Below are 24110 nucleotides of genomic sequence, written 5' to 3'. Positions count from 1 at the left end.
AGAGGATGAAAAATGCAACAGGAAATCATTGAAGGTTATCGGCTTTCGCCTCAACAAAGGCATTTGTGGTCGTTACAACAACTTGATTCGGCACTACCTTATCGCGCTCAGTTTTCTCTTCTAATTGAGGGAAATCTCAATCAGAAAATTTTAGAGGTTGCCTTAGAAAAGCTTGTCAATCGACATGAAATTCTTCGGACAAACTTTTGTTACCTACCTGGAATGACAATTCCACTTCAAGTAATAGCTGATAACAGTAAACTCTCAGTTCATTATTCTGACTTCAGCAATTTATATAGCCAACAACAAGATGCCAGAATTGCAGCACTTTTTGATGAAGTATTTCGATTACCTTTTAACTTTGAAAAAAAGCCAATTTTTGATGTATATCTAATAACTCTATCTATAAATCAGCATATATTGCTGATTAGTTTACCATCTCTTTGTGCGGATACTGCAACCATCTTTAAATTAGCAGAAGAAATTAGTGATTTATATGCAGTATGTTGTCAGGATGAAGAATTAACTGACGAACCTACACAATATGCCGATATTGCTCAATGGCAAAATGAAATAATTGAAGCCGATGACACAAAAACAGGAGTAGAATATTGGCAACTTATAAATATTGAAAATATTTATAATACGCAGCTTCCTTTTGAAAATAAAATTACACATAAATTCAGATTTGAACCTCAATCTTTTACTTTAAGTATTCATCCAGATTTAGTAGATAAAATTGCAGCTTTAGCTCAAAAGTATGAAACTTCAACTTCTACATTCTTACTAGCTTGCTGGCAAATTCTGTTATGGCGTATTACTGGAGAGTCAAAGATTATTGTAGGTCAGGCTTTCGATGGTAGAAAATATGAAGAGTTAGAGGAAGCAATAGGGCTAGTTGGCAAATATTTACCGATCGCTTGTGTTATAGAAGATAATTTACAAATTAATGAAGTTATAAATCAAGCCAGTAAGTTAGTCAATGATGCCTACAAATGGCAAGAATATTTTGATTGGGAGCAACTAAAATTTACTAAAAAAAGCATAGAATCAGCATTTTTACCTTTTAGTTTTGAATTTTTAGAATATCCTGAAAAATATTCCAATAGCGGAATTACATTCTCGCTTTTGAAGCAATATGTCTGTTTTGACAAATTTAAAGTAAAATTATCTTGTATTTGTCGAGATGATTATTTAACATTAGATTTTAACTACGATTCATCTTTATTTAACGCAAAAGTTATTGAACGTTTAGCAAGCCAATTTCAGACTTTGTTGCAAAGTGTAATCAATGAGCCGGAAGTGGCAATTGGCAAGTTAGAAATCCTCAATCATATTGAACGACAACAATTATTAATTGAGTTCAATCAAACCAAAACTGACTATTCACCAGATAAATGTATTCACTATTTATTTGAACAACAAGCAGACCTGACACCAGACAAAATTGCTGTTGTATTTGAAGACCAGCAAATTACTTATGCTGAACTCAATACCAAGGCTAACCAACTAGCTCATTATCTCCAGCAACTGGGAGTCCGACCTGATGTATTGGTGGGGTTGTTTGCCGAGCGATCGCTTGAACTAATCATAGGAATCCTTGGTATCCTAAAAGCTGGTGGAGCATACCTACCTTTAGACCCAACATTGCCGAAAGAAGGCTTAAACCTAAGGTTGCAAAATACCCAAGCCCCAATACTATTGACCCAGCAGCATTTAGTTGAGACACTACCTGATTACGCTGGAAAAATAGTAACTTTAGACACTGGCTGGCACAACATTGTCCAGGAAAGCCATGAGAATCCCACTAGTGAAGTTGGACTAGATAATCTAATCTATGTGCTGTTTACTTCTGGCTCTACAGGCAAACCCAAAGGTGTTGCTGTTGAACATCAACAACTGTTCAACTATATCAACGCTATCAAAGATAGACTAGAGCTTTCTGGCTGTAATACATTTGCTACAATTACTACCTTTGCTGCTGACTTAGGCAACACCACAATTTTCCCTTCGCTGTGCAGTGGTGGATGTCTGCATATAGTTTCATCAGAGAGAGCATCTAATCCAGAGGCATTAGCAGATTATTTTCATCGTCATCCCATCGACTGTCTGAAAATTGTGCCTTCTCACCTTGCAGCCTTACTAGCATCTTCTCAAGCCCAAAAAATATTACCAAAGCAACGGCTGATTCTTGGTGGTGAGGCTTGCAGTTGGGATTTAATTGAGCAGATTCAACAATTAAAGCCAGAATGCTTAATTTTTAATCATTATGGGCCCACAGAAGCTACTGTAGGCGTGCTGACTTATCCAGTCAAGCTAGGACAAACAGATTATCGTTCTAAAACTGTACCTATCGGACGCCCAATTGCTAATGCCCAAGTATATCTGCTGGACTCTTATCTGCAACCAGTACCAATAGGCGTACCAGGAGAGCTATATATTAGTGGTACAGGTATAGCTAGAGGCTATTTAAACGAACCTGATTTAACCAGCGAGAAGTTTATTTCTCACTCTTTTGACGAGGTAGGAGGCAAAGGAGCAGAGGAGAATTTCCCAGCCACCAGACTTTACAAAACAGGGGATTTAGCTCGCTACTTACCTGATGGAAACATTGAATTTCTGGGAAGAATTGACCACCAAGTTAAAATTCACGGCTACCGCATTGAGCTTGGGGAAATAGAGGCGGCGTTGAGACAACACCCGGCGGTGCGGGAGACTGTGGTACTGGTTCGTGACGAATCAGGTAACAAGCGTCTGGTAGCCTATGTTGTGCCTGAAAAACAATCTGCCCCCAAAACTGCCGAATTGCGGGCATTCCTGTCAGAAAAGCTACCTGAGTACATGATTCCCTCTGCTTTTGTACGGCTGAAAGCTCTGCCACTGTTGCCCAACGGTAAGTTAGACCGTCAGGCACTCCCAGCACCCGACATGAGTCGCTCGGATTTAGAAGGAAGTTTTGTAGCTCCTAGCACGGCTTTTGAAAAAGTGTTGGCTGAGATTTGGGCGAAAATTCTCCGACTTGAGCAGGTAGGAATTCACGATAATTTCTTTGAGTTGGGTGGAGATTCCATCCTCAGTATGCAGATTATCGCCAAAGCTAACCAAGCTGGTCTACAAATTACTCCCAAGCATCTGTTTAAACACCAGACAATTGCCGAGTTAGCAGCAGTAGCTCTCAAAAACCGAATTATTCCAGCTGAACAAGGGCTAGTGACAGGTCAAGTACCGCTTACACCGATTCAGCACTGGTTCTTTGAACAGAATCTTCTCGATTCCCACCACTGGAACCAATCAATCCTGCTAGAAGTTCACCAATCTCTCGACCCCGCACTTTTGGAACAGGTAGTTAAGCAGTTGTTGGCACATCACGATGCCCTCCGCCTACGCTTTGTTCGCCAAGAATCTACTTGGCAGCAGGTTAACGCTAACCTCGATGAAGTAGTGCCATTTACCGTAGTAGATTTGTCAAGGTTATCACAGACAGAACAAGCTGCGGCAATATCAGTTACAGCAGCTCAACTACAAGCCAGCCTGGACTTATCCTCAGGGCCGCTGATGCAGGTAGCTTTCTTTAACTTGGGAGATACTAAGCCAAGCCGACTGCTGATGACTATCCACCACTTAGCTGTGGATGGTGTTTCATGGCGGATTTTATTGTCTGACCTGGAAACTGCTTACCAACACATCAGCCAAGGCAAGGCAATACAACTACCACCTAAAACTACCTCCTTCAAACATTGGGCAGAAAAATTGCAGGAATATGCCGAGTCTACAGTACTACAACAAGAATTAGAATACTGGTTGGCGATCGCTGCTGAGCAATTTGCCCAAATCCCGGTAGATTTTCCTGAAGGTGACAACACAGTAGCTCAGGCGCACACTATATCGGTAGCCCTCAGCCAACAAGAAACGCAAGCTTTGCTACAGAAAGTCCCGGCAATTTATCAAACCCAGATTAACGATGTCTTGCTCACGGCGCTGGTACAAGGCTTTAAACCCTGGACAAACGAAAGGTTACTAGTTGACCTAGAGGGACATGGACGAGAAGAAATCTTTGAAGATGTAGACTTGTTGCGTACTGTGGGCTGGTTTACTACCATCTTCCCTGTTGTGCTAGATGTCAGCAAAACCTCCGGTGTTGGCGAAGCAGTCAAAGCAGTCAAAGAGCAGCTACGTAGCATTCCAAATCGAGGTATTGGCTATGGCGTGCTGCGCTATCTCAAGGGTGAGTCACGACTGCATCAACTAAAAGCCAATGTCAGATTTAACTACTTGGGTCAAACTGACCAAGTATTTGAATCATCTATGTTTGCACCAGCCTCAGAGTCTACTGAACCAGGGCGCAGCCTGCGAGGAAACCGCAACTATTTACTAGATATCAACGGCATTGTTGCTGATGGTCAGTTGCAATTAAGTTTGACATACAGTAAAGCAATTCATCGCCAAGCAACTATAGAAATTCTGGCACAAGATTATATAGCAGCACTACGCGAGCTAATTGCCCATTGTGAAACTTTCACAGATTACAAATCTTTTGATTTACCAGAAGCAAAGTTAAGTCCAAAGGAGAAAGCAGAAGTTTCTAATGATGTTGCATTTTTAAACGCCGAAGCTGTATTAGACCCGACAATTTACCCACAGACATCTTTTGAATATACCGCAGAACCATCTCATATTTTCTTAACTGGAGCAACAGGTTTTGTAGGAGCTTTTTTACTTTATGAACTTTTGCAACAGACTTCTGCTGATATTTATTGCTTAGTACGTTCTGCTAATGCAGAATTAGGGAAGAAGAAGCTCCAAAGTCATTTAGAATCATATAAAGTTTGGGATGAAACTTTAAGCGATCGCATTATCCCAGTTGTAGGTGATTTATCTCAGCCATTACTCGGTCTTTCCAATGATAAATTTCAAGTAATGGCGAGTAAAATTGATGTAATTTATCACAATGCAGCTTCTATTAATCTTGTGCATTCTTACTCTAGTTTGAAGGCAGCTAATGTTCTTGGAACTCAAGAAATTTTGAGATTAGCTTGTGAAATTAAAGTCAAACCTGTACATTACATTTCGACTTTGAGCGTTTTAACCTCAGAAAGTCATGGTGAAGTTAAGCAGATTTCAGAACTTCACAAGTTTAATGATGGTCAAGCACCATTTGGTGGCTATGCTCAAACAAAATGGGTTGCTGAAAAATTAGTTACTACTGCCTATCAACGAGGAATTCCTGTTAGTATTTACAGACTGGGACGTATTTCAGGACATAGTAAAACTGGTGTTTGTAACACTAATGACCGTTTATACAGAATGATTAAAGGCTTTATTCAACTTGGATATGTGCCAGATGTAGACACTATAGTAGACATGACACCAGTGGATTATGTGAGTCAGGCGATCGTTCATTTATCAAAGCAGAAAAAATCACTCAATCAGATATTTCACCTGTCTAATCATCACCCTGCTCGCTCGTTCCAACTGTTTAATTTTATCCGTGAGTTTGGTTATCCACTTCAACTAATGTCTAACAACCAATGGCAAACAGAGCTACTTAATGCTGCTGAACGTTCCTTGGACAATCCATTGTATCCACTCATACCTTTTTTCGCTAGCAACGAAAATGCTAAAGAGAAAGAGGAATTAACAGAAGATTTGAATTCACCATCATTAAAATTTGATTGCCAGAATACAACTGATGGACTTGCAGATAGCTCAATTATCTGTCCGCCTGCTGATGCTGAGTTACTTAGTACTTACTTTTCTTATCTTATTCATACTGGCTTTATGAATGCCCCACAGATAAAAGATTTATCTAGTTAAGTGCGGCAATTGTCCAAACCTAAAAGCTAGTTTTGTATTAATGAGTAAGTAAACATCTAGTTTGAAACAATTAAAAGCGTAGGAAATTACATGGAAACTCTAAATAAAGAAGCAACAGAAAATCAGATTACCCGCCAACAAAAGTATCTAAATGAATTAATAGCACGCTATACCAAACGCACAAAGACATCAAAACAAATGACCCAAGCCTACCGCTCTGTTATGGCAGATAACAGGGTCTCCGCAGGGTTCAGTTTTCCTCTAAAAGAGATGTTTTATCCCATTGTAGGAAAGCGCTCTTTAGGCTCAAGAATTTGGGATATTGATGACAACGAATATATAGACCTCACGATGGGGCTGGGAGTAAATCTCTTTGGTCATAATCCGCTTTTTATCAAAAAAGCCTTGGAGGAACAACTAGAGCTAGGCATACAACTTGGGCCGCAATCTGAGTTTGCTGGTGAGGTAGCTGAGTTGATTTGTGAACTAACAAAGATGGAGCGAGTAACCTTTAGTAATACAGGTACAGAGGCAGTGATGACGGCGATTCGCCTGGCACGAACGGCAACAGGTCGCAACAAAATCGCCTTATTTTCTGGCTCTTATCATGGTCATTTTGATAGCACTTTAGTTGAGGCGCAAATAGTAGACGGCAATCCAATTACAGCGCCAATTGCTCTAGGAATCCCGCCAAATCTTGTAGAAGATATTTTGGTTCTAGATTACGACAAGCCACAATCACTAGATGTGATAAAAGCTCATCAGCATGAATTAGCAGCTGTTTTAGTTGTACCTGTGCAAACAACGCGACCTAATTTACAACCTAAAATATTTCTTCAACAATTACGGCAATTAACAAAAGAAACAGGAATAGTGCTAATTTTTGATGAAATGGTTACGGGTTTTCGTATTCATCCAGGTGGCGCACAGGCTTGGTTTGATGTTGAAGCAGACATAGCAACTTATGGCAAGATTGTTGGCGGTGGTATGCCCATCGGAATTATTGCTGGTAAGGCTGCTTATATGGATGGTATCGACGGCGGAATGTGGAATTATGGAGATGAATCTTACCCGCAAGCAAAAACAACATTTTTTGCCGGCACATTCTGTAAACATCCATTGGCGATCGCCGCTGCACGAGCTGTACTGAAGCATTTAAAGACTCAGGGACCGGTTCTCCACGAGGAGTTAAATCAACGCACATCGCAATTTGTTCAAGCCTTGAATACTTACTTTGTAGAACAAGAACTACCTATTAGGATGGCTAATTTTGGCTCACTCTTCGGACCTGCTTATTCAGAAGATTCTACACCTTCAGAAAACTCTTCAGCCTCAGATAGCATGGATTTGTTACTATATCACCTGTTTGACAGAGGAGTTTATCTCCTTTCGCGAGGAGGTGGTTTTCTATCAACAGCCCATACAGATGATGATATTAATTACATAATTCAAGCAGTCAAACATAGTGTTGAAGAATTACAAATAGGTGGTTTTTTACCTGTTCCTGCTGACAAATTAGCCAAAGGATGAAAGTAGTTTCAATTAATTAAATTCAATAGGTTTGCATATTTTCTGGGATTAATCATTATGTCTGCAACAACACTCCATTTGAATTACGATATTTATGCTCGGATATACAACGATCGCAATGGTCAAAGTTTGTGCGAGATGGCATTACAGCCTTTAGAAAAATTATTGCTCCCACATCTTTCCCTAGGAGCACATATTCTTGACCTCTGTTGTGGTACAGGACAATTAGCACAACAGCTGAACTTGAAAGGCTACAAAGTGACTGGAATTGACATTTCGGAAGGCATGTTAGACTATGCCCAAAAGAATGCACCAGATGTTGAATTCATCCAGGATGATGCACGCTTTTTTGAATTGCCTGCCATTTTTGATGGAGTTATTTCGACATCTGATAGCCTCAACCATTTTATGAGCCTAGAGGAGTTAACTCGCGTTTTTCAAAACGTGTATGCAGCACTGCAAGAAAACAGTTTATTTGTATTTGACTTAAATTTGGAAGAACGGTATAAAACAGATTGGTGGAACGGCTCTCTTGTTGGGGATATTAAGGAGGATTATGCTTGGGCTGCTCGACGTAGCTATGACGCAGAAGAAAAAATTAGCCAAACTCAAGTTACTATATTTCATCTGCTAAATGGTAACTGGCAGCGTGCAGACACTAATTTACTGGGAAGATGTTATTCCAGAACAGAAGTTCAAGCAGCTTTAGAAAGTGTAGGGTTTACAGATATAAAAGTCTACGACGCAGAACTTGACTTTGATATACATGATTGGGGACCAGGCAAAGCTTACTTTGTTGGGTGCAAGCAGGCAACAAAGTAAATAAAATTTCCAGGTTGATAGACCACAGGTAGTATAAATTGTGTGGTTTAATGGCGAGGTAGGAATAATTACAATGTCTCGAATCTAGGTGAAATACCAAAACCGATAGCGATCGCCAAGGATAAATCAACCAAAATATTTTAATTAATTTTGCAAAAAGCTTGAATTGTCTCAACCAATAGGTCGATTTCCGATTCTAAAGTAAAGTAATGAACGGTGGCGCGTATACAGCTAGGATCGGCAATTGTTCGAGTTAATATCCTTTGTAAGTCTAAAAATTGCACTAACTTGAGATTAGCTTGGGGCTGATTATTTATGAGTTGAAACGAGACTATACCACTTTCGGGTGGAGAAGTTCGCAGACACTTGACATCAGATAACGCCACCAAACGCCGCCAGAGGTAGTCACTGTTCTGACAAATTTGCTCGTAACGTTCCTGTGAGGTTCCCCATTGCTGATGGATAGCGATCGCTTCTTTTAGCCCAAAATACAACGGATAAGCTAATGTAGACACTTCGTATCGTCGCCCATCTGGAAGCCAATCTACAGGCTGAGATTGACTATCCACAACAATACCATTCAAGCCAATAAACGTGGGTTTCAAGCTTTCTCGTGCTTCTGGCCGGACATACAAGCCACCAGCACCCGCTGGGCCACATAACCATTTATGGCCAGTGAAAGCATAAAAATCTACACCCAATTCAGTTAAGTTTAAAGGTAGTAAACCAGCAGATTGGGCAGCATCTATCAATAAAAAAGAATGATTATTTCTGCATACTTCGGCAATTTTATCAAGAGGTAAAACTTGACCAGTATTCCAGAAAACATGACTCAATATGACTAGGCGGGTATTGGGGCGCAAGTGCTGGGTAATGACTTTTACGGGGTCGCCCTCATTTAAAGTCGCCTTGAGAGGACAGGTAGTAACTTCCACAGCGAATCTCCGCGCGATTTCCTGTGCTGTAGCAATTACGCCTGGATGTTCGCAGTCTGAGAGCAGCATATGGTCGCCAGCACGCCACTCGATGCCCCACATAGCGATGTTACAGCCAATAGTGACATTCTGCGTGAGACTAATTGTTTGACTTGGTGCATGTAACTCCGAAGCGATCGCTTCTCTTGCGGCTTGAGTCTGGGGTGCTATCCAGCGATACGCCTCATTACCAAAGGGGCCTATTTGCTGAACATGAGTTTGAGTTTGGGTCATAGCATCCATTGCCCTTTGGGGCATCGGCCCTTGTCCCCCATAATTGAAATAAGTCTTATTCGCTAAAGCGGGAAATTCTTCTCGATGGCTATGTAACCTAGTTTGTGCGACAGAAATGCTAGTCATAATTTACAAGGGATATCTGCTATTTACAGGCTATTGATATAAGAGGTATTTGTACTTTGTCCTAGTAGCAACGCTAAAAATAGGGATGAGATTAATTTAAGCGATCGCAGCCAAATCTTATCTCGTAATCAGTAATAATAAATTCTCTCTGACTTTTTGTCCTAGATTCTGCGCTGTTTGAGGAGTAATCAGATGGTGTTTGAATTCTGATGCATGAAGCCACGGAATACCTTGGTGATCAGGATCAGACTCGTAGCGCGGGAAAAGATGCCAATGAATATGTGGTTCACTATTGCCATAACATGCATAATTCATTTTCCACGGACTAAAAGCGTTAACGATAGCTTGTCCTGCCAGCATCACCTCTTGAAATAAGGCAGACTGGATAGGTGGGGAAAGTTCATGCAACTCTCTCATCTGTCACTTAGGAGAAAGGCAAACGCCTACTTGTTGACTTCACTAGCTAGCTGTTGACAGTATAGAGTAAACGGCAAATCAAGAGTAGAGGCGTTGGCGTAGCCCACCAGCAAGCTACGCGCAGCGTGTCGCAGACAGACGCTACGCGAACGTAGAGAAGGTATCGTCACTTCAAAACTTTTATTGTCTGAGTTACTGCCAGTGTGTGCTAATTCTTGTTAACTTAAAAGGATGCTAATTAATGCTGAACTCCTACTGCAATATCAACGCTGTAAACGCCGGACTTTTTTAGATATCCACGGTGACAAAAGTCAGCGCGATACTCCCAATGAGTTGCTGCGAAAACTACAACAGGACAAAATCGCTCATCAGCTGAATGCTTTGGCACAGATGACTTATCACCAACCAGATTATTCCTACGGAAACTGGGAAAAGGGAGAGAAGGCAACTTTAGAATTAATGGAGCGTGGGGTTGAGTATATATACAAAGGAGTACTGTTAACAACTTATTCTGAAGGATACACCCTGCTGAGTCGTCCAAATTTACTTGTGAGACAACCAGGACAGTCCCGTTTTGGAGAATGGATGTATGTCCCAGCTAGTATTGAACTGGGTAAGCGTCCTAAGCAAGAATATCAAGTTGTCGCTGCATTTCATGCCCAAGTATTGGCAACAGTGCAGGGAGTAGTACCAGAAACAGCTTCGCTCATATTGCGAACTAAAAACACCAATTATGCGGTGGATCTGTTCAAGTGGACACCACGGATGCAGCATATTCTGGAGGAGTTCATTCAAGTTTTAGAGTTAGCGAATCCGCCAGAGGTGTTTATTTCTCGGCAAAAGTGCAATTTTTGCCATTGGTATAGTCAATGTTATGCGATCGCTCAATCTGAAAAACATCTCTCACTATTACCAGGCGTAACACCTCTTCGCTACACTCAACTCCAAGACCTAGCCATTACCACACTAGAATCTCTTGCTAACACCAGTCCCGCCACCCTAGAAAATCTGCTTGGTTTCGACCGTGAAATAGCACCCAAGCTAGTAGTGCAAGCTCAATCTGCATTGGAAAGACGACCCCTAGTTTTACCCTACCCGCTACCAATAAAAGATATTACATTCACAGCACCCATAGAGCTTTACTTTGATATTGAGGCACAGCCAGACTTGGATTTAAATTATCTTTTGGGGGTTTTGGTGGTTGATAGACTTGCCAATACAGAACAGTTTTATTCGTTTTTAGCAGATAAACCAGAAGACGAAGAACTAATTTGGCAGCAATTTTTGGATTTGGTTTGGCAATATCCCGAAGCGCCAATTTATCATTTTTGTGTCTACGAGTTTGATACAGTCAAACGGTTGGCAAAGCTTTACAACACTCCCAACTCCTTAGTGCGTCCTGTACTGAGTCGATTTGTGGATGTGTATGAACAATTAACCCAAAGTGTAGCATTGCCTGTAGAAAGTTATGCCCTGAAAGCGATCGCTCGTTGGTTAGGATTTGAGTGGCGTGAAAAAGAAGCTAGTGGTGCTAAGTGTATTTACTGGTATGATCAGTGGCTAGAAACAGGCGATCGCACCTTACTAGAAATTATCCAAAGCTACAACGAAGATGACTGTCGCGCTACCCTGAGAGTTAAAGACTGGCTTGTAAACTTTTTTCAGGATGAATATGGTTTGCGGCTAGCTTAAGAAATTTCGTATTTTCTAAAGTTTTTCAATTGGTTGGAATACATGGTTTTTGTAGCGGTGCACAGATGTGCAGCCCTGCATCCTTCTGCGTGATATCTTATTTGTAACTTTGACACTTTAGCAAAAAAACTATGCAGCTAATTAAAAAAATAGTTACAATTCCACGAATTTTTTACTTATTTATTCCGATTATAATCATCATTTTCTTAGCCATAAATTTATCTACGAATGCTGTTGAAATTAGTAGCATAGAATTTATCGGGGAAGCCACTTTAGCGAAAGGTTTAACTTTCCAAAAAACTGAAGTTGGAGGTTTATCTGGAATTACCTATGATGCAAAAAACAGCCTTTATTATGCTATTTCCGATGACCGGGGACAAAAAGATAATGCCCGCTTATACACCTTGACAATTGACTTGAGCAAGGGTTCTTTACAACAGGGTAGAGTGGTTCCTGTCAGTGTTACCACATTATTAAATGAAAACGGTCAAACATTTAGCCCTGGTGAAACTGATACAGAAGGTATTGCATTAACTAATAAAGCAACTGTATTTATTTCTTCTGAAGGCGATGCCGCAAAATTAATTAATCCTTTTATTAAAGAGTTTTTACTATCTTCTGGTAGAGAAATTGCCACACTTCCCATACCAAACAAATTGTTTACCGATAAAAGTGGTCAACAAGGTATCCGCAACAATTTGGCTTTTGAAAGCCTTACCATTACACCCGATAAAAAGCATCTATTCACAGCCACCGAAAATGCTCTAATTCAAGATGGTGTCGCAGCTAAACCTAACATCGGTAGTCCTTGCCGGATTTTGCAATACAACTTGCTTAACAACCAGCCAGAAAAGGAATTTCTTTACCAAACAGAACCAGTTTCCCCTTTCTTGAATCTGACTGGCAAATTCGCTAGTGGATTACCCGATTTACTTGCTCTCGATAATCAAGGACACTTCCTAAGTTTAGAACGGTCTTTTACTGGTTTAGGATTTGCTATTTCCCTGTTTCAGATTTCTTTAGAAGGATCTGATGATATTCATCAGATAGATAGCCTTTTAGCAGTTGACTCCAAGAATATTAAACCAGTTCAGAAAAAACTTCTGTTAGATTTGAGAACCCTAGATGTATTGCTAGACAATATCGAAGGCTTAACTCTTGGCCCTAAACTACCCGATGGTCAGCAATCATTAATTCTCATCAGTGATAACAATTTCAACTCTCTGCAACGCACCCAAATACTAGCCTTTAAACTTAAAATTGAAACACCACTAATCAGATTATTACGCCGTTTACTCCCGAATCTCAACCGTTAACTGTACAAAGGTATTGCACTTTTTCCTGTGTATTCACGGAATATACTAGCCAGCTTTATCCAGCTTATCTGTAGTTTCCGTGTAATTTCTCAACCGTATTCACTAATAAATATGTTACACAAGATTTAGGGAATTTTGCAGAGATATTAACCATGATTAATTCTCTACAAACTATTCTATTTCTTAGATTTTAATTTAATGATTAGCTAGACTTATTAAAGTATTTTGCCAACAATATTTTTCATAAATGATTTTTATGCCACAAAATAAAATTGAGAATATGGTAGGGCAAAAAGCAGAGCTAGACGATTATATTGGGCAATTTTTAAATAATCGCTATTTAATCAGAGATTTGATTGGCAAAGGGGGGATGAGTAGAGTTTATTTAGCAGAGGATACTGCTAAAGGTGGTATGCCGATTGCAGTGAAAATTTTATCATTCAATTTGGCTAACCAGCATATGTCCCAACGTTTTGCCAGAGAAATTTTTATCGGCGCTCAATTGGGTCGCAAAAGTAAAAATATTGTTCGTATCTTAAGCTATGGGTTTACTGAGGATAAAACTCCATATTATGTAATGGAATATCTTCAAGGAAAAAACCTCAAACAAATTCTCAAAATTCAGCCCTTAACAATATCAAACTTTTTGGATATTTGTAAACAAATTTGTTTAGGTTTACAATGTGCTCACCAAGGTATCAGTCATAAAGGAGAGATTTATCCCATTGTTCACAGGGATATTAAACCAGAAAATATATTTATTACTGAAGATAGTAAACAAGAAGAAATTGTTAAAATACTCGATTTTGGTATTGCTAAGTTTTTAACAGAGCGAAGTGGGATGACCCTGACAGATTCTTTTATTGGCAGTTTACCTTACTGTTCTCCAGAACATATGGAAGGACGTAAATTGCTAGATGTCCGCTCTGACATTTACAGTTTGGGAGTACTAATGTTTGAGATGCTGACAGGAAAGCATCCCTTTCAGACAAAAAGTAACTCATTTGGTACTTGGTATCAAGCGCATCGCTTTCAAATTCCACCTACGCTTGAGGAAGTGAACCCGCAAGTCAAAATCCCGCAGGTGTTAGAAAAAATAGTGATGAGTTGTTTAGCTAAAGAAGTAAACGATCGCCCGCAAAATATCAACCAAATATTAGAAAATTTAGAAAAATTTAATGTTCAGATTAATGATGTTACTCCTAGGAATAATAGTGACATTATTAAACTCTCATTACCGGTTCAATTAGTCCCTGCAACTTTATTATCAGAAAAAGAGTGTTTGCAGAAGAATTGGCCTAAAAATAAACCAATTGCGCCAATTGGGTTTCCTCATTTACTCCAAACGACTCAAAGAGCTATACCAACTTTTTGGGCAATGTTACCAAAACAAGAGATTACAAAATTTTTGGATAAAATTCATGGCACTGAATTTATTAGTAAAATGAATGTTTACCCAATGTTATTGTGGGTAACAGTACTATATGATGTCCAACCTTCTATGGCTAAGTGGCTACCTTATTTTCTCGATTTAAAAGATAATAAAGGCCAGAATATAGCACGTAGTTTAGCAGAAGTAGGCTACTATCATCTACTATTTTTTGCTCTAGAAGATCCAAACCGTTGCTCTCATGTAACGACTTTAACCCTGAGCGCTAACCAGCGACAGCAACTGATAGATTGCTTAGATATGAGTCAAAATTCCAATGAATTAATTTTATCTAATCAAGCTAAGAGTCTTCTAAAAACAGATTACGAAAAGCTAAAATTAGAAATCTTGCAAAAGTTAGGTGGACATCAAAAAGCTGAGAAAGAAGGCTTAAAAAATTGGATGGCTAAATTGTTGGAGATTTTTTTAAAACTCTTATCACGTCCTTGAAAATCTGCGATTAAAATCAAAATGCTTGCCACCATTATCTAGTGATATTTTTATGCGTGTATTGCTAACTTTAAACGGATTCATCAGCAGAGGTGATCAAAGTGAATCAGAGCTTATTCACATCTCCAAGTAGTACGGGCTTGCTTGCCAATCGTTATCAACTCAAGCAATTAATTGGCAGCGGTGGCATGGGTGAAGTTTTTTTAGCACATGATATTTTGTTAGGAGGCATACCAGTTGCTATCAAGTTTTTGACTCAGACTGTGGTCAATAAAAAGATGCAAGAAGACTTTGCTCGTGAAGCTTTAATGAGTGCAGCTTTAAGTCAAAAGAGCTTACATATAGTGCGGGCGTATGATTATGGTGTAAATGAGAAAGGAAAACCATACTACGTCATGGAATATCTATGCGGGAAGAGTTTAAAGGATTTAATTCCGCTACCCTTGCCGATGTTTTTGACTCTCTCCCGACAAATTTGTTTAGGCTTACAGTGTGCCCATCAAGGCATTAATCTTGATGGTATAATTTGCCCGTTAGTTCATAGAGATATTAAACCTGCCAATATATTAGTTATTCCTGATCCGATATTGGGTCAGTTAGTTAAAATTCTCGATTTTGGTATTGCTAGATTTTTGAATTATGCATCCACAGCTAGTACAAGTAGGGGATTTAATGGCACTTTACCCTACTGTTCTCCAGAACAGCTAGATGGAGAAAAATTAGATAGTCGCTCTGATATTTATAGCCTGGGTGTGATGATGTTTGAGATGCTCACAGGCAAAAAACCCTGGCAACCAGAAACTGATTACTTTGGTGCTTGGTATAAAGCACATCACTTTGAACAACCAAAAGCGATCGCAGATGTTAAACCCACTCTTAAAATACCTCAGAAGTTAAATAATTTAATCATGTCTTGTCTTGCTAAAAAAGCAAGCGATCGCCCACAAAACATTGCTCAAATTTTGCAAGTATTAAACAGTTTAGAACAGTCCAATTGTCCCAGTATACCTACAACTTTAGGCTCTAGTTCTATCCTTAGCCGTCCTTTAAATTCAGGATTGCCAATCACAGTAGAACAAAGCTGTCGAAAAGTTTTGTGGCCTCAAAATAAACCAATTCAAGAAATTGTTTTTCCCCAGCTTATAGACACTGTACAAGGATCTATGACAGCGCTATGGTTGATGTTGCCTAAACAAGAAATCAAAAACTATGCGGTTTCTACCCGTTACAACCAGTTTATCTTCATGACATCCCCTCACCCAATGCTGTTGTGGGTGACTGTACTCTACAATCGGCAATTGGCTCCTAAGTGGTTACCATGCTACTTAGATATGCAAAATCCCCAAAATCTTAAGCTGGTAAGTTTGCTGGCTGAAAATGAACACTATCCTTTAATTTTCTTTACTCTGGAAGCACCACATTCCTGCACCAGCGTTCTCAGCAGTCGCATTGAGCCAACTCAGCGGCAAATTTTGAAAAACTGGGCGCAACAGATTCATAGTCTACCACCAGCTTCTCAGCCCCAGTTGAGCAAACAGCTATTAAAGCAGCAGTATAAACAAATCCAATCCCGGATATTACAGCATCTGGAATCACAGCCACAGGTTGTATTATCAGGGTTTTAACGAAAAAGTCGCACCTTGGAGAGACAGGACAAAAATAATTCCGAATTTCCAACTCCAAAACACTTGACAAGTAGAAAAAAAATAGTGATAATAGCAAAGTTGCCAAACAAGGGACTGTAGTTCAATTGGTTAGAGCACCGCCCTGTCACGGCGGAAGTTGCGGGTTCGAGCCCCGTCAGTCCCGTTCTAAGTTTATGAGTAGTGAATCACCGAACTGAACTTCGGTGATTTTTAGTTTTTAATTCCCCAAAGGCATTGACTCAGAATTCAAGGTTTGAATATAAGCTACATTTATCATGCTTTGCAAAAGAGAGAATTAACTGTGACTGTTAGAGTCCGTATTGCGCCGAGTCCAACCGGAAATTTACATATTGGTACAGCTAGAACGGCTGTATTTAACTGGTTATTTGCCCGCCACCACGGTGGGAAGTTTATACTACGAATAGAAGACACAGATTTAGAGCGATCGCGTCCCGAATACACCGACAATATTCTTGAAGGACTGCGCTGGCTAGGTCTTAACTGGGATGAAGGGCCATTTTTCCAATCACAACGCCTGGATCTTTATAAAGAAGCAGTGCAAAAGCTACTAGATCAAGGATTAGCCTATCGCTGCTACACCACTTCTGAAGAACTAGAGGCGCTAAGAGAAGCCCAAAAAGCTAGGGGCGAAGCTCCCCGCTATGACAACCGTCACCGCAACCTCACCCCAGAACAACGCGCCGCATTTGAAGCAGAAGGTCGCTCCTCTGTGATTCGCTTCAAAATCGAAGATGGGCGGGAAATTGTCTGGAACGACCTAGTACGGGGAAAGATGTCTTGGCGAGGTAGCGATTTAGGTGGTGATATGGTTATCGCCCGCGCCTCCGAAGAAAGTAGCGGTCAACCACTGTATAACTTTGTTGTTGTAGTGGATGACATCGATATGCAAATCACCCATGTCATTCGCGGAGAAGACCACATCGCCAACACTGCCAAGCAAATTCTGCTATATGAAGCAATGGGTGCAAAAATTCCAGAGTTTGCCCATACGCCGCTAATTTTGAACATGGAAGGGCGCAAGCTTTCTAAGCGTGATGGAGTTACTTCCATTTGTGACTTCCAGCAAATGGGCTTTACTGCTGAAGGCTTGGTAAATTACATGACATTGCTGGGTTGGTCGCCACCAGACTCGACGCAAGAAATATTTACCTTAGAAACAGCAGCCAAAGAATTTAGTTTTGAGCGTGTAAATAAAGCGGGTGCAAAGTTTGACTGGGCAAAACTAGATTGGTTGAACAGTCAGTATATCCACAATACCCCAGTAGATAAACTCACAGATTTACTCATCCCCTATTGGCAAGCGGCTGGGTATAAATTTGATGGTGGAAGAGATCGCCCCTGGTTAGAGCAGCTAGTAACTTTAATTAGCCAGAGTTTGACTCGTTTAGTAGATGCAGTACCTCAAAGCCAACTGTTTTTTAGCGACACAGTTGAATTTAGCGACGAAGGTAGTACACAACTGAAGCAAGAAGGTTCTACTGCTGTCCTTGAAGGGATTGTCACAGCTTTAGAAAATCAGCCGCAACTTTCGGAAGCCGCCGCCCAGGACATTATCAAACAAGTGGTGAAAGAGCAAAAAGTCAAAAAAGGCTTGGTAATGCGATCGCTCCGAGCAGCCTTAACTGGAGATGTTCATGGCCCCGACTTGATCCAATCTTGGTTACTACTAAATCAGATTGGTTTAGATAAGTCGCGCTTGAGTAGGGCAATAACGGAAGCTAATTAGCTATTACTTCCAGATTTTAGGAATATTTTAGATTTTAGGGGCGCACAAACGTGTGCCCCTATCCATAAGGTAGAGCAACTATAAGAACAAAAAATCATTGACTAATTACTAATGAATTATCCCCAATTGCAAATCTAAAATAGGTAGTCAATTCTCCTCACATTGGGAACTTGGTGTGTAAAATTCATGTCTTCAAAAACACTTAGAAGCGAACGTAATTACAATGCCAACAAAAGCGCTCAATAGAGGGATGAGATTATCGTTCATGATAGTTACGCTCTTCATCACATCGACAGTTAATGCTGCGGTTGATGCTCAGGAAGCGCCAACAATATTTGGAGATGTCACCATTGGCCCTCAGTTTTCCCCAGACCCCCTGACAGTTCGTGGGATGAGTGGTGGTTCAATATCTGGGAGTCAAGTATCCGGGAGGAGTGATACAGCCACTGGCCCTTGCACTGGATTTGTTGATGAAACACCAGACCACACATTAGCGCTAACAAGTAAATTTGACTACCTGAAGCTGCAAGTGCAAAGTCCTGAGGACACCACCATAATTGTCAAGGGGCCCGGTGGTAGTTGGTGTAATGACGATGTTGACGGCAAAAATGCCGGTATTGTTGGTGAATGGCTGGCTGGAAGTTACCAAATTTGGGTTGGTTCCTACGAAAAAGGCAAGTATCTCCCTTACACTTTACAAATTACAGAAGTGAAGTAGGGTATTGGGCATGAATTATTTTTTCTTCCCCGGCTTCCTCATGTCCCTCATCTCCCACTCTCCCTAAATCTACATCTACAATCTTCCCCACAATGATGATTGAGAGAGGCTGGAACGGCACGAGGAGCATTGTGGAGAAATTATCTGTGGTTTTGTATCGCGTTGCGCTCCCTTTTCTCGTGCGATATTGTATTAAAATTAAGTTAACTTTGATTAAGATTCTTGTTGGCATCGCCATAATGCCCTAATCGCCTTATGGCACTGCATGTAGGAGATCAAATTAAACAAAATGGATTTATAGACATCCGTTTAACAGCTTAAAGTAACAGAATGAGAAACATTCGGTTGCTAAGGCTGATGAGTTGTATAGCCATCTAAAGGCAAATTAACATGAAATTCTCTTGGAAAGTCCTAGTACTCTGGACATTGCCGGCTTTGGTAATTGGCTTTTTCTTCTGGCAAGGTGCCTTTGCAGGCGCTCCTACTGACATGAGTAAGAATGCAGCCAATACCCGCATGACTTATGGTCGCTTTCTAGAATACTTGGATGGCGATCGCGTCAGCAGTGTGGATCTGTACGAAGGCGGTAGGACAGCAATTATAGAAGCCCGCGATCCAGACATCGAAAATCGCGTCCAAAGATGGCGGGTAGATTTGCCTGTTAATGCTCCTGAGTTAATTAGCAAGCTCAAAGAAAAAGCCATTAGTTTTGATGCTCACCCAATGCGGAATGATGGCGCAATTTGGGGATTGTTGGGCAATCTCGTGTTTCCAGTTTTATTGATTACTGGGCTGTTCTTTTTGTTCCGGCGTTCTAGCAACCTCCCTGGCGGGCCAGGTCAAGCGATGAACTTCGGTAAATCCAAGGCGCGTTTCCAAATGGAGGCGAAAACCGGGGTCAAATTTGACGACGTAGCCGGGATTGAAGAAGCTAAGGAAGAATTGCAAGAAGTTGTCACATTCCTGAAGCAGCCAGAAAGATTTACCGCTGTAGGCGCACGGATTCCCAAAGGAGTGCTGTTAGTTGGGCCTCCTGGAACTGGTAAAACTTTACTAGCAAAAGCGATCGCTGGTGAAGCAGGCGTACCTTTCTTCAGTATTTCCGGTTCGGAATTTGTGGAAATGTTCGTTGGTGTGGGTGCATCCCGCGTCCGCGATTTGTTCAAGAAAGCCAAAGACAACGCCCCCTGTATCATCTTCATCGATGAAATCGACGCAGTTGGACGGCAACGGGGCGCTGGTATCGGCGGCGGTAACGATGAGAGAGAGCAAACCCTCAACCAGTTGCTCACCGAAATGGACGGGTTTGAAGGTAACACAGGCATCATTATTATTGCTGCCACCAACCGTCCCGACGTACTAGACTCAGCCTTGTTGCGTCCCGGTCGCTTTGACCGCCAAGTAACAGTCGATGCCCCCGATATCAAAGGGCGTTTGGAAATCTTGCAAGTCCATGCGCGGAACAAGAAACTAGACACTAGCGTATCTTTAGATGCGATCGCTCGCCGCACTCCTGGATTCACTGGTGCTGACTTAGCCAACTTACTCAACGAAGCGGCAATTCTTACCGCTAGAAGACGCAAAGAAGGTATTACTCTCCGCGAAATTGATGATGCGGTAGATCGGGTAGTCGCTGGGATGGAAGGTACTCCCTTGGTAGATAGCAAGAGCAAGCGCTTAATTGCATACCACGAAATTGGACACGCTTTAGTGGGAACTTTGTTAAAAGACCATGACCCAGTGCAGAAAGTCACCTTAATCCCACGGGGACAAGCACAAGGTTTAACTTGGTTTACTCCCAACGAAGAACAAGGGTTAATTTCTCGTTCTCAGTTGAAAGCCCGGATTACTGGTGCTTTGGGCGGTCGCGCTGCTGAAGAAGTGATTTTTGGGGCTGCCGAAGTCACAACTGGCGCTGGTGGAGACTTGCAACAGTTATCGGGAATGGCGCGGCAGATGGTGACTCGTTTCGGGATGTCCGACTTAGGGCCACTTTCATTGGAAAGCCAGCAGGGCGAAGTGTTCTTGGGTCGTGACTGGACAACTCGATCTGAGTATTCCGAATCTATTGCCTCTCGCATTGATGGACAAGTGCGAGCGATAGTGGAAGAATGCTACGAAAACGCGAAGAAAATTGTCCGTGACCATCGCACTGTCACCGATCGCTTAGTAGATTTACTCATCGAAAAAGAAACCATTGACGGCGATGAATTCCGCCAGATTGTGGCTGAGTACGCTGAAGTACCTGAAAAGCAACAGTACGTACCACAGATATAATAAGTAATTTTTTCTGGGCTAATGCCTGGGAATGAGCAAAAGAACAAAAAATAAAATGAGGATAGTATTAACTATCCTCATTTTTTTATTGCAAAATTATTCTTGAAACTACACTTAGCCAAAAACTGCTGTCTCAACATTTTTAAGTGCTTACTAGTTGAGAAACCACAGTAACTTCTGCTTGTGTAGTTCTATTTATAAAGTAGATGAGTCCCAAATCATATTTATTCGCTGGTAGTGATAAAGGAACTTCTGCTGATTGAATATTGCGTATTTATTGTGTATAATAATTTACTTTAAATGCTTCAAAAATGCTATCTTTGCCTGTACACATTTTCAGGAACAGCGATGTTGGTAATGTAGCTATTGTTTATAAGTTATACTGAACCTGAATTTTGGTACTATGAGCATTTGCACTACTCGAAACTGCGATCGCAAAATCTTCGACCCTTCTACCAATGCTTTACTGTCGATTAGTAGCGAATTTAGCCAATGAAGAGCGATCTGACTCATGTCAGTAATTAGTTCATCATTCATAATTTATGAATAATTGCTAGTAGACAGCAAAATTTGAATTATGGAGATTGTACGGCTTTAAGAGTAAAGTCTGAAATTGGAACAATGAATTTTGTAGATAAAACTATAAACGTGTTTTTACCTCAAAAATTATGAAGAGTAAAGATAAATTATTGACTATTTTTACTACAACGCTTGTCCTTTCTTCTTTGACAGTCGGGACAGTGCTAGCACAGACAAAACTGACCAATCAATCTAAATTGTTTACCAATGGTATTGGACAGGTGCGAGTTGGAATGACTGTTTCTGAAGCGAAGAAAGCTGCTGGTACTCGGCTAGTTGGCGATCCATCTAATAATAATTGCTACTACGTGAAGCCGGAATGGGAACCGAAGAATCTTGGGTTTATGGTGACAGAAGGTCGCATTTCTAGGGTAGATGTATGGAGAGATAGTAAAATTACCACCTTAAAAGGTGCAAAAATTGGCGACACCGAAGCAGAAATCAAGTCTCTTTACCCAGGACAAATTCAAGTCAAACCTCATAAATACGTTCAAGGCGGACACTACCTAACATTTATCCCGAAAGACCGTGCTGATCAGAAATATCGTGTGGTATTCGAGACTGATGGGAAGCGTGTTACTCAGTTTCGGTCAGGTAAACTGCCGGAAGTTGAATTTGTTGAAGGCTGTTCTTGATCTGAGATATCATCAAACTCACTTGCGTAGCTTGTCGCCGTAAGTATCGCTACACTTTACTACCAAGATGATACTATGCAGTTAAGTTTAACCAGCAACAAGGAAATATTATCAATGAAATTGATGGTGTAGTTACAACAGGGACAGATTGGAAATTTCTCAAACTTTGTGAGAATACCATCTTTATCGATAAGAACGATTACTTTATTAAAGAAATAGATAAAATTTTAGGAATTCTAACAACGAATCTGATAGCTTGTCCGCAATTTTAGTTTGGGGATGGTACACACCATCCCCATTTTTTATCGTTCCACTTCATCCACTGCCTTGGGAACTCCCACAGTTAACACCTCATGTCCATTAGGTGTAACTAACACATCATCCTCAATCCGAATACCAATACCAATCCATCGAGGATCAGTCTCTGGTTGGTCTTCTGCTAGTTTAGTGTCAGGCACAATATATAGTCCTGGTTCCACTGTCAGAATTTGACCTGGTTGCAAAATCTGTGGTTTGTCTTCACCGTGCTGGTAAACACCCACATCATGGACATCCAAACCTAACCAATGACTGGTGCGGTGCATATAATATGGCTTATATTTTTCTTCTTCAATTAACTTGTCAATTTCACCTTTGAGGATGCCAAGTTCAACTAAACCTTCCGTGAGGACACGCACTGCTGTATCATGAACTAATTTGAAGGGATTACCTGGTTGCACTTGAGCGATCGCTTGTTTTTGCGCTTCTAAAACAATTTCATACAACGTCTTTTGTTCGGGCGTAAATTTACCCCCAACAGGAAATGTCCGGGTAATATCGGAGTTGTAATAACCGTAGGCACAACCGGCATCAATTAGCAGTAATTCTCCATCCTGCATTTGACGATTATTTTCAATGTAGTGCAGTACGCAAGCATTCACACCGGAAGCCACAATTGAAGGATAAGCTGGCCCCATTCCACCCCGGACTCGAAAGATGCGTTCCATCTCCGCTTGAATTTCATACTCATAACGTCCGGGTGCAGCGATTTCTTGGGCGTAATTATGCGCTTCAGTGGCGATCGCAACTGCTTGACGCATCAACCCCAACTCAGCTTCACTTTTAATTAGTCTCATGCTGTTGAGGACGGGCCCAGTATCTTCAATAGCGATCGGCCCAGTACCGCGTTTAGGATAAGTCCGCAGTAAACTTTGGTAATGTCCCAGGATTTGGTTATTAAAAGTGCGATCGCGTCCTAAGTGATAATAAATGCGGCTGGCTTTTTCCAAATACTGTGGCAACTTTTCGTCTAACTCGCTAATGGGGTAAGCTTCATCAGCACCATAAATTTCCTTCGCTGCATCTACCCCAGAAAGATAACCAGTCCATACTTCCTTTTCGCGATCCTTCGGTTGCACAAACAGCACAAACCGATGTTCTGAATGATGTGGTGCTAACACTGCAACTGCCTGTGGTTCATTAAAACCAGTCAGGTAGAAGAAATCACTGTCTTGGCGATAAACATACTCGACATCGTTGTGCATCACTGCCATTGGTGCACTGCGAAAAATGGCTGTGCCATCACCAATTTTTGCCATTAACTGCTCACGACGCTGCCGATATTCTGCTTGCATAGCTGATGTATGTATTAAAGTATTGTGTTATTTTACACTTTTGGCAACTAGAAGATGCACAAATAATGCTTCTCGGTAGTTGCTAATCTAA

At 41.0% G+C, this 24110-nt stretch carries 17 protein-coding genes and 1 tRNA gene; 12 read left to right on the top strand and 6 right to left on the bottom strand.

The annotated features are described in order from the left end of the window. The first annotated feature begins 12 nt into the window (after positions 1-12). From H6G92_RS03020 to H6G92_RS03010, 3 genes are all read left to right on the top strand, one after another. Positions 13-5814: a non-ribosomal peptide synthetase gene (locus tag H6G92_RS03020; RefSeq protein ID WP_190890572.1), complete on the top strand. Its 5802-nt coding sequence runs from the start codon at positions 13-15 to the stop codon at positions 5812-5814. A 90-nt stretch (positions 5815-5904) separates the two neighbouring features. After that, complete coding sequence (locus tag H6G92_RS03015; RefSeq protein WP_190890570.1) at positions 5905-7344, top strand: aspartate aminotransferase family protein; 1440 nt, start codon at positions 5905-5907, stop codon at positions 7342-7344. A gap of 57 nt (positions 7345-7401) precedes the next feature. After that, entirely contained in the window at positions 7402-8166 is a 765-nt protein-coding gene (locus H6G92_RS03010; protein WP_190890569.1) for a class I SAM-dependent DNA methyltransferase, read from the top strand. Positions 8167-8306: 140 nt separating this feature from the next. Here H6G92_RS03010 and H6G92_RS03005 read toward each other — a convergent pair whose 3' ends face one another. From H6G92_RS03005 to H6G92_RS02995, 3 genes are all read right to left on the bottom strand, one after another. Beyond that, the gene (locus H6G92_RS03005; protein WP_190890568.1) at positions 8307-9500 is read right to left on the bottom strand and encodes an aminotransferase class V-fold PLP-dependent enzyme; all 1194 of its coding nucleotides are present in this window, start codon (positions 9498-9500) and stop codon (positions 8307-8309) included. Positions 9501-9617: 117 nt separating this feature from the next. Beyond that, entirely contained in the window at positions 9618-9917 is a 300-nt protein-coding gene (locus H6G92_RS03000; RefSeq protein ID WP_190890567.1) for an HIT family protein, read from the bottom strand. 26 nt (positions 9918-9943) lie between these two features. Next, positions 9944-10087 (bottom strand): hypothetical protein, encoded by a 144-nt coding sequence (locus H6G92_RS02995; RefSeq protein WP_190890566.1) that lies wholly within the window; start codon positions 10085-10087, stop codon positions 9944-9946. A 61-nt stretch (positions 10088-10148) separates the two neighbouring features. Here H6G92_RS02995 and H6G92_RS02990 point away from each other — a divergent pair, with 61 nt between their 5' ends. From H6G92_RS02990 to H6G92_RS02960, 7 genes are all read left to right on the top strand, one after another. After that, positions 10149-11609: a TM0106 family RecB-like putative nuclease gene (locus H6G92_RS02990; RefSeq protein WP_190890565.1), complete on the top strand. Its 1461-nt coding sequence runs from the start codon at positions 10149-10151 to the stop codon at positions 11607-11609. A 131-nt stretch (positions 11610-11740) separates the two neighbouring features. Next, entirely contained in the window at positions 11741-12925 is a 1185-nt protein-coding gene (locus H6G92_RS02985; RefSeq protein ID WP_190890564.1) for an esterase-like activity of phytase family protein, read from the top strand. A 256-nt stretch (positions 12926-13181) separates the two neighbouring features. Beyond that, positions 13182-14804 (top strand): serine/threonine protein kinase, encoded by a 1623-nt coding sequence (locus H6G92_RS02980; protein ID WP_190890562.1) that lies wholly within the window; start codon positions 13182-13184, stop codon positions 14802-14804. 101 nt (positions 14805-14905) lie between these two features. Further along, on the top strand, positions 14906-16429 hold the full coding sequence (locus H6G92_RS02975) for a serine/threonine protein kinase (RefSeq protein WP_190890561.1): 1524 nt from the start codon (positions 14906-14908) through the stop codon (positions 16427-16429). Between the two features lie 110 nt (positions 16430-16539). Beyond that, positions 16540-16613 (top strand) — tRNA-Asp (locus H6G92_RS02970). A 138-nt stretch (positions 16614-16751) separates the two neighbouring features. After that, positions 16752-18197: a glutamate--tRNA ligase gene (gltX, locus tag H6G92_RS02965; protein ID WP_190890560.1), complete on the top strand. Its 1446-nt coding sequence runs from the start codon at positions 16752-16754 to the stop codon at positions 18195-18197. A 223-nt stretch (positions 18198-18420) separates the two neighbouring features. Beyond that, the gene (locus H6G92_RS02960; RefSeq protein ID WP_190890559.1) at positions 18421-18915 is read left to right on the top strand and encodes a hypothetical protein; all 495 of its coding nucleotides are present in this window, start codon (positions 18421-18423) and stop codon (positions 18913-18915) included. Here the strand turns inward: H6G92_RS02960 and H6G92_RS02955 are convergent. Continuing rightward, positions 18899-19147, bottom strand: coding sequence for a hypothetical protein (locus tag H6G92_RS02955; RefSeq protein ID WP_190890558.1), 249 nt, complete (start codon positions 19145-19147; stop codon positions 18899-18901). The genes H6G92_RS02960 and H6G92_RS02955 overlap by 17 nt on opposite strands. A gap of 158 nt (positions 19148-19305) precedes the next feature. Here H6G92_RS02955 and ftsH2 point away from each other — a divergent pair, with 158 nt between their 5' ends. Further along, positions 19306-21192 carry an ATP-dependent zinc metalloprotease FtsH2 gene (gene ftsH2 / locus H6G92_RS02950; protein WP_190890557.1) on the top strand — a complete coding sequence of 629 codons (1887 nt, stop codon included), beginning with the start codon at positions 19306-19308 and terminating at the stop codon, positions 21190-21192. A 363-nt stretch (positions 21193-21555) separates the two neighbouring features. Here the strand turns inward: ftsH2 and H6G92_RS02945 are convergent, their stop codons facing one another. Next, positions 21556-21729: a hypothetical protein gene (locus tag H6G92_RS02945; RefSeq protein ID WP_190890556.1), complete on the bottom strand. Its 174-nt coding sequence runs from the start codon at positions 21727-21729 to the stop codon at positions 21556-21558. A 131-nt stretch (positions 21730-21860) separates the two neighbouring features. On the opposite strand from H6G92_RS02945, the gene H6G92_RS02940 reads away from it, so the two are divergent. Further along, positions 21861-22406, top strand: coding sequence for a hypothetical protein (locus H6G92_RS02940; RefSeq protein WP_190890554.1), 546 nt, complete (start codon positions 21861-21863; stop codon positions 22404-22406). Between the two features lie 302 nt (positions 22407-22708). On the opposite strand, the gene H6G92_RS02935 is transcribed toward H6G92_RS02940, so the two are convergent. Next, positions 22709-24019 carry an aminopeptidase P N-terminal domain-containing protein gene (locus tag H6G92_RS02935; RefSeq protein WP_190890552.1) on the bottom strand — a complete coding sequence of 437 codons (1311 nt, stop codon included), beginning with the start codon at positions 24017-24019 and terminating at the stop codon, positions 22709-22711. Positions 24020-24110 lie beyond the last annotated feature (91 nt).

This window comes from Nostoc foliaceum FACHB-393 (assembly GCF_014698505.1).
In the GTDB taxonomy this organism is placed as follows: domain Bacteria; phylum Cyanobacteriota; class Cyanobacteriia; order Cyanobacteriales; family Nostocaceae; genus Nostoc; species Nostoc foliaceum_A.
This window is presented reverse-complemented; position numbering and strand designations above follow the sequence as displayed.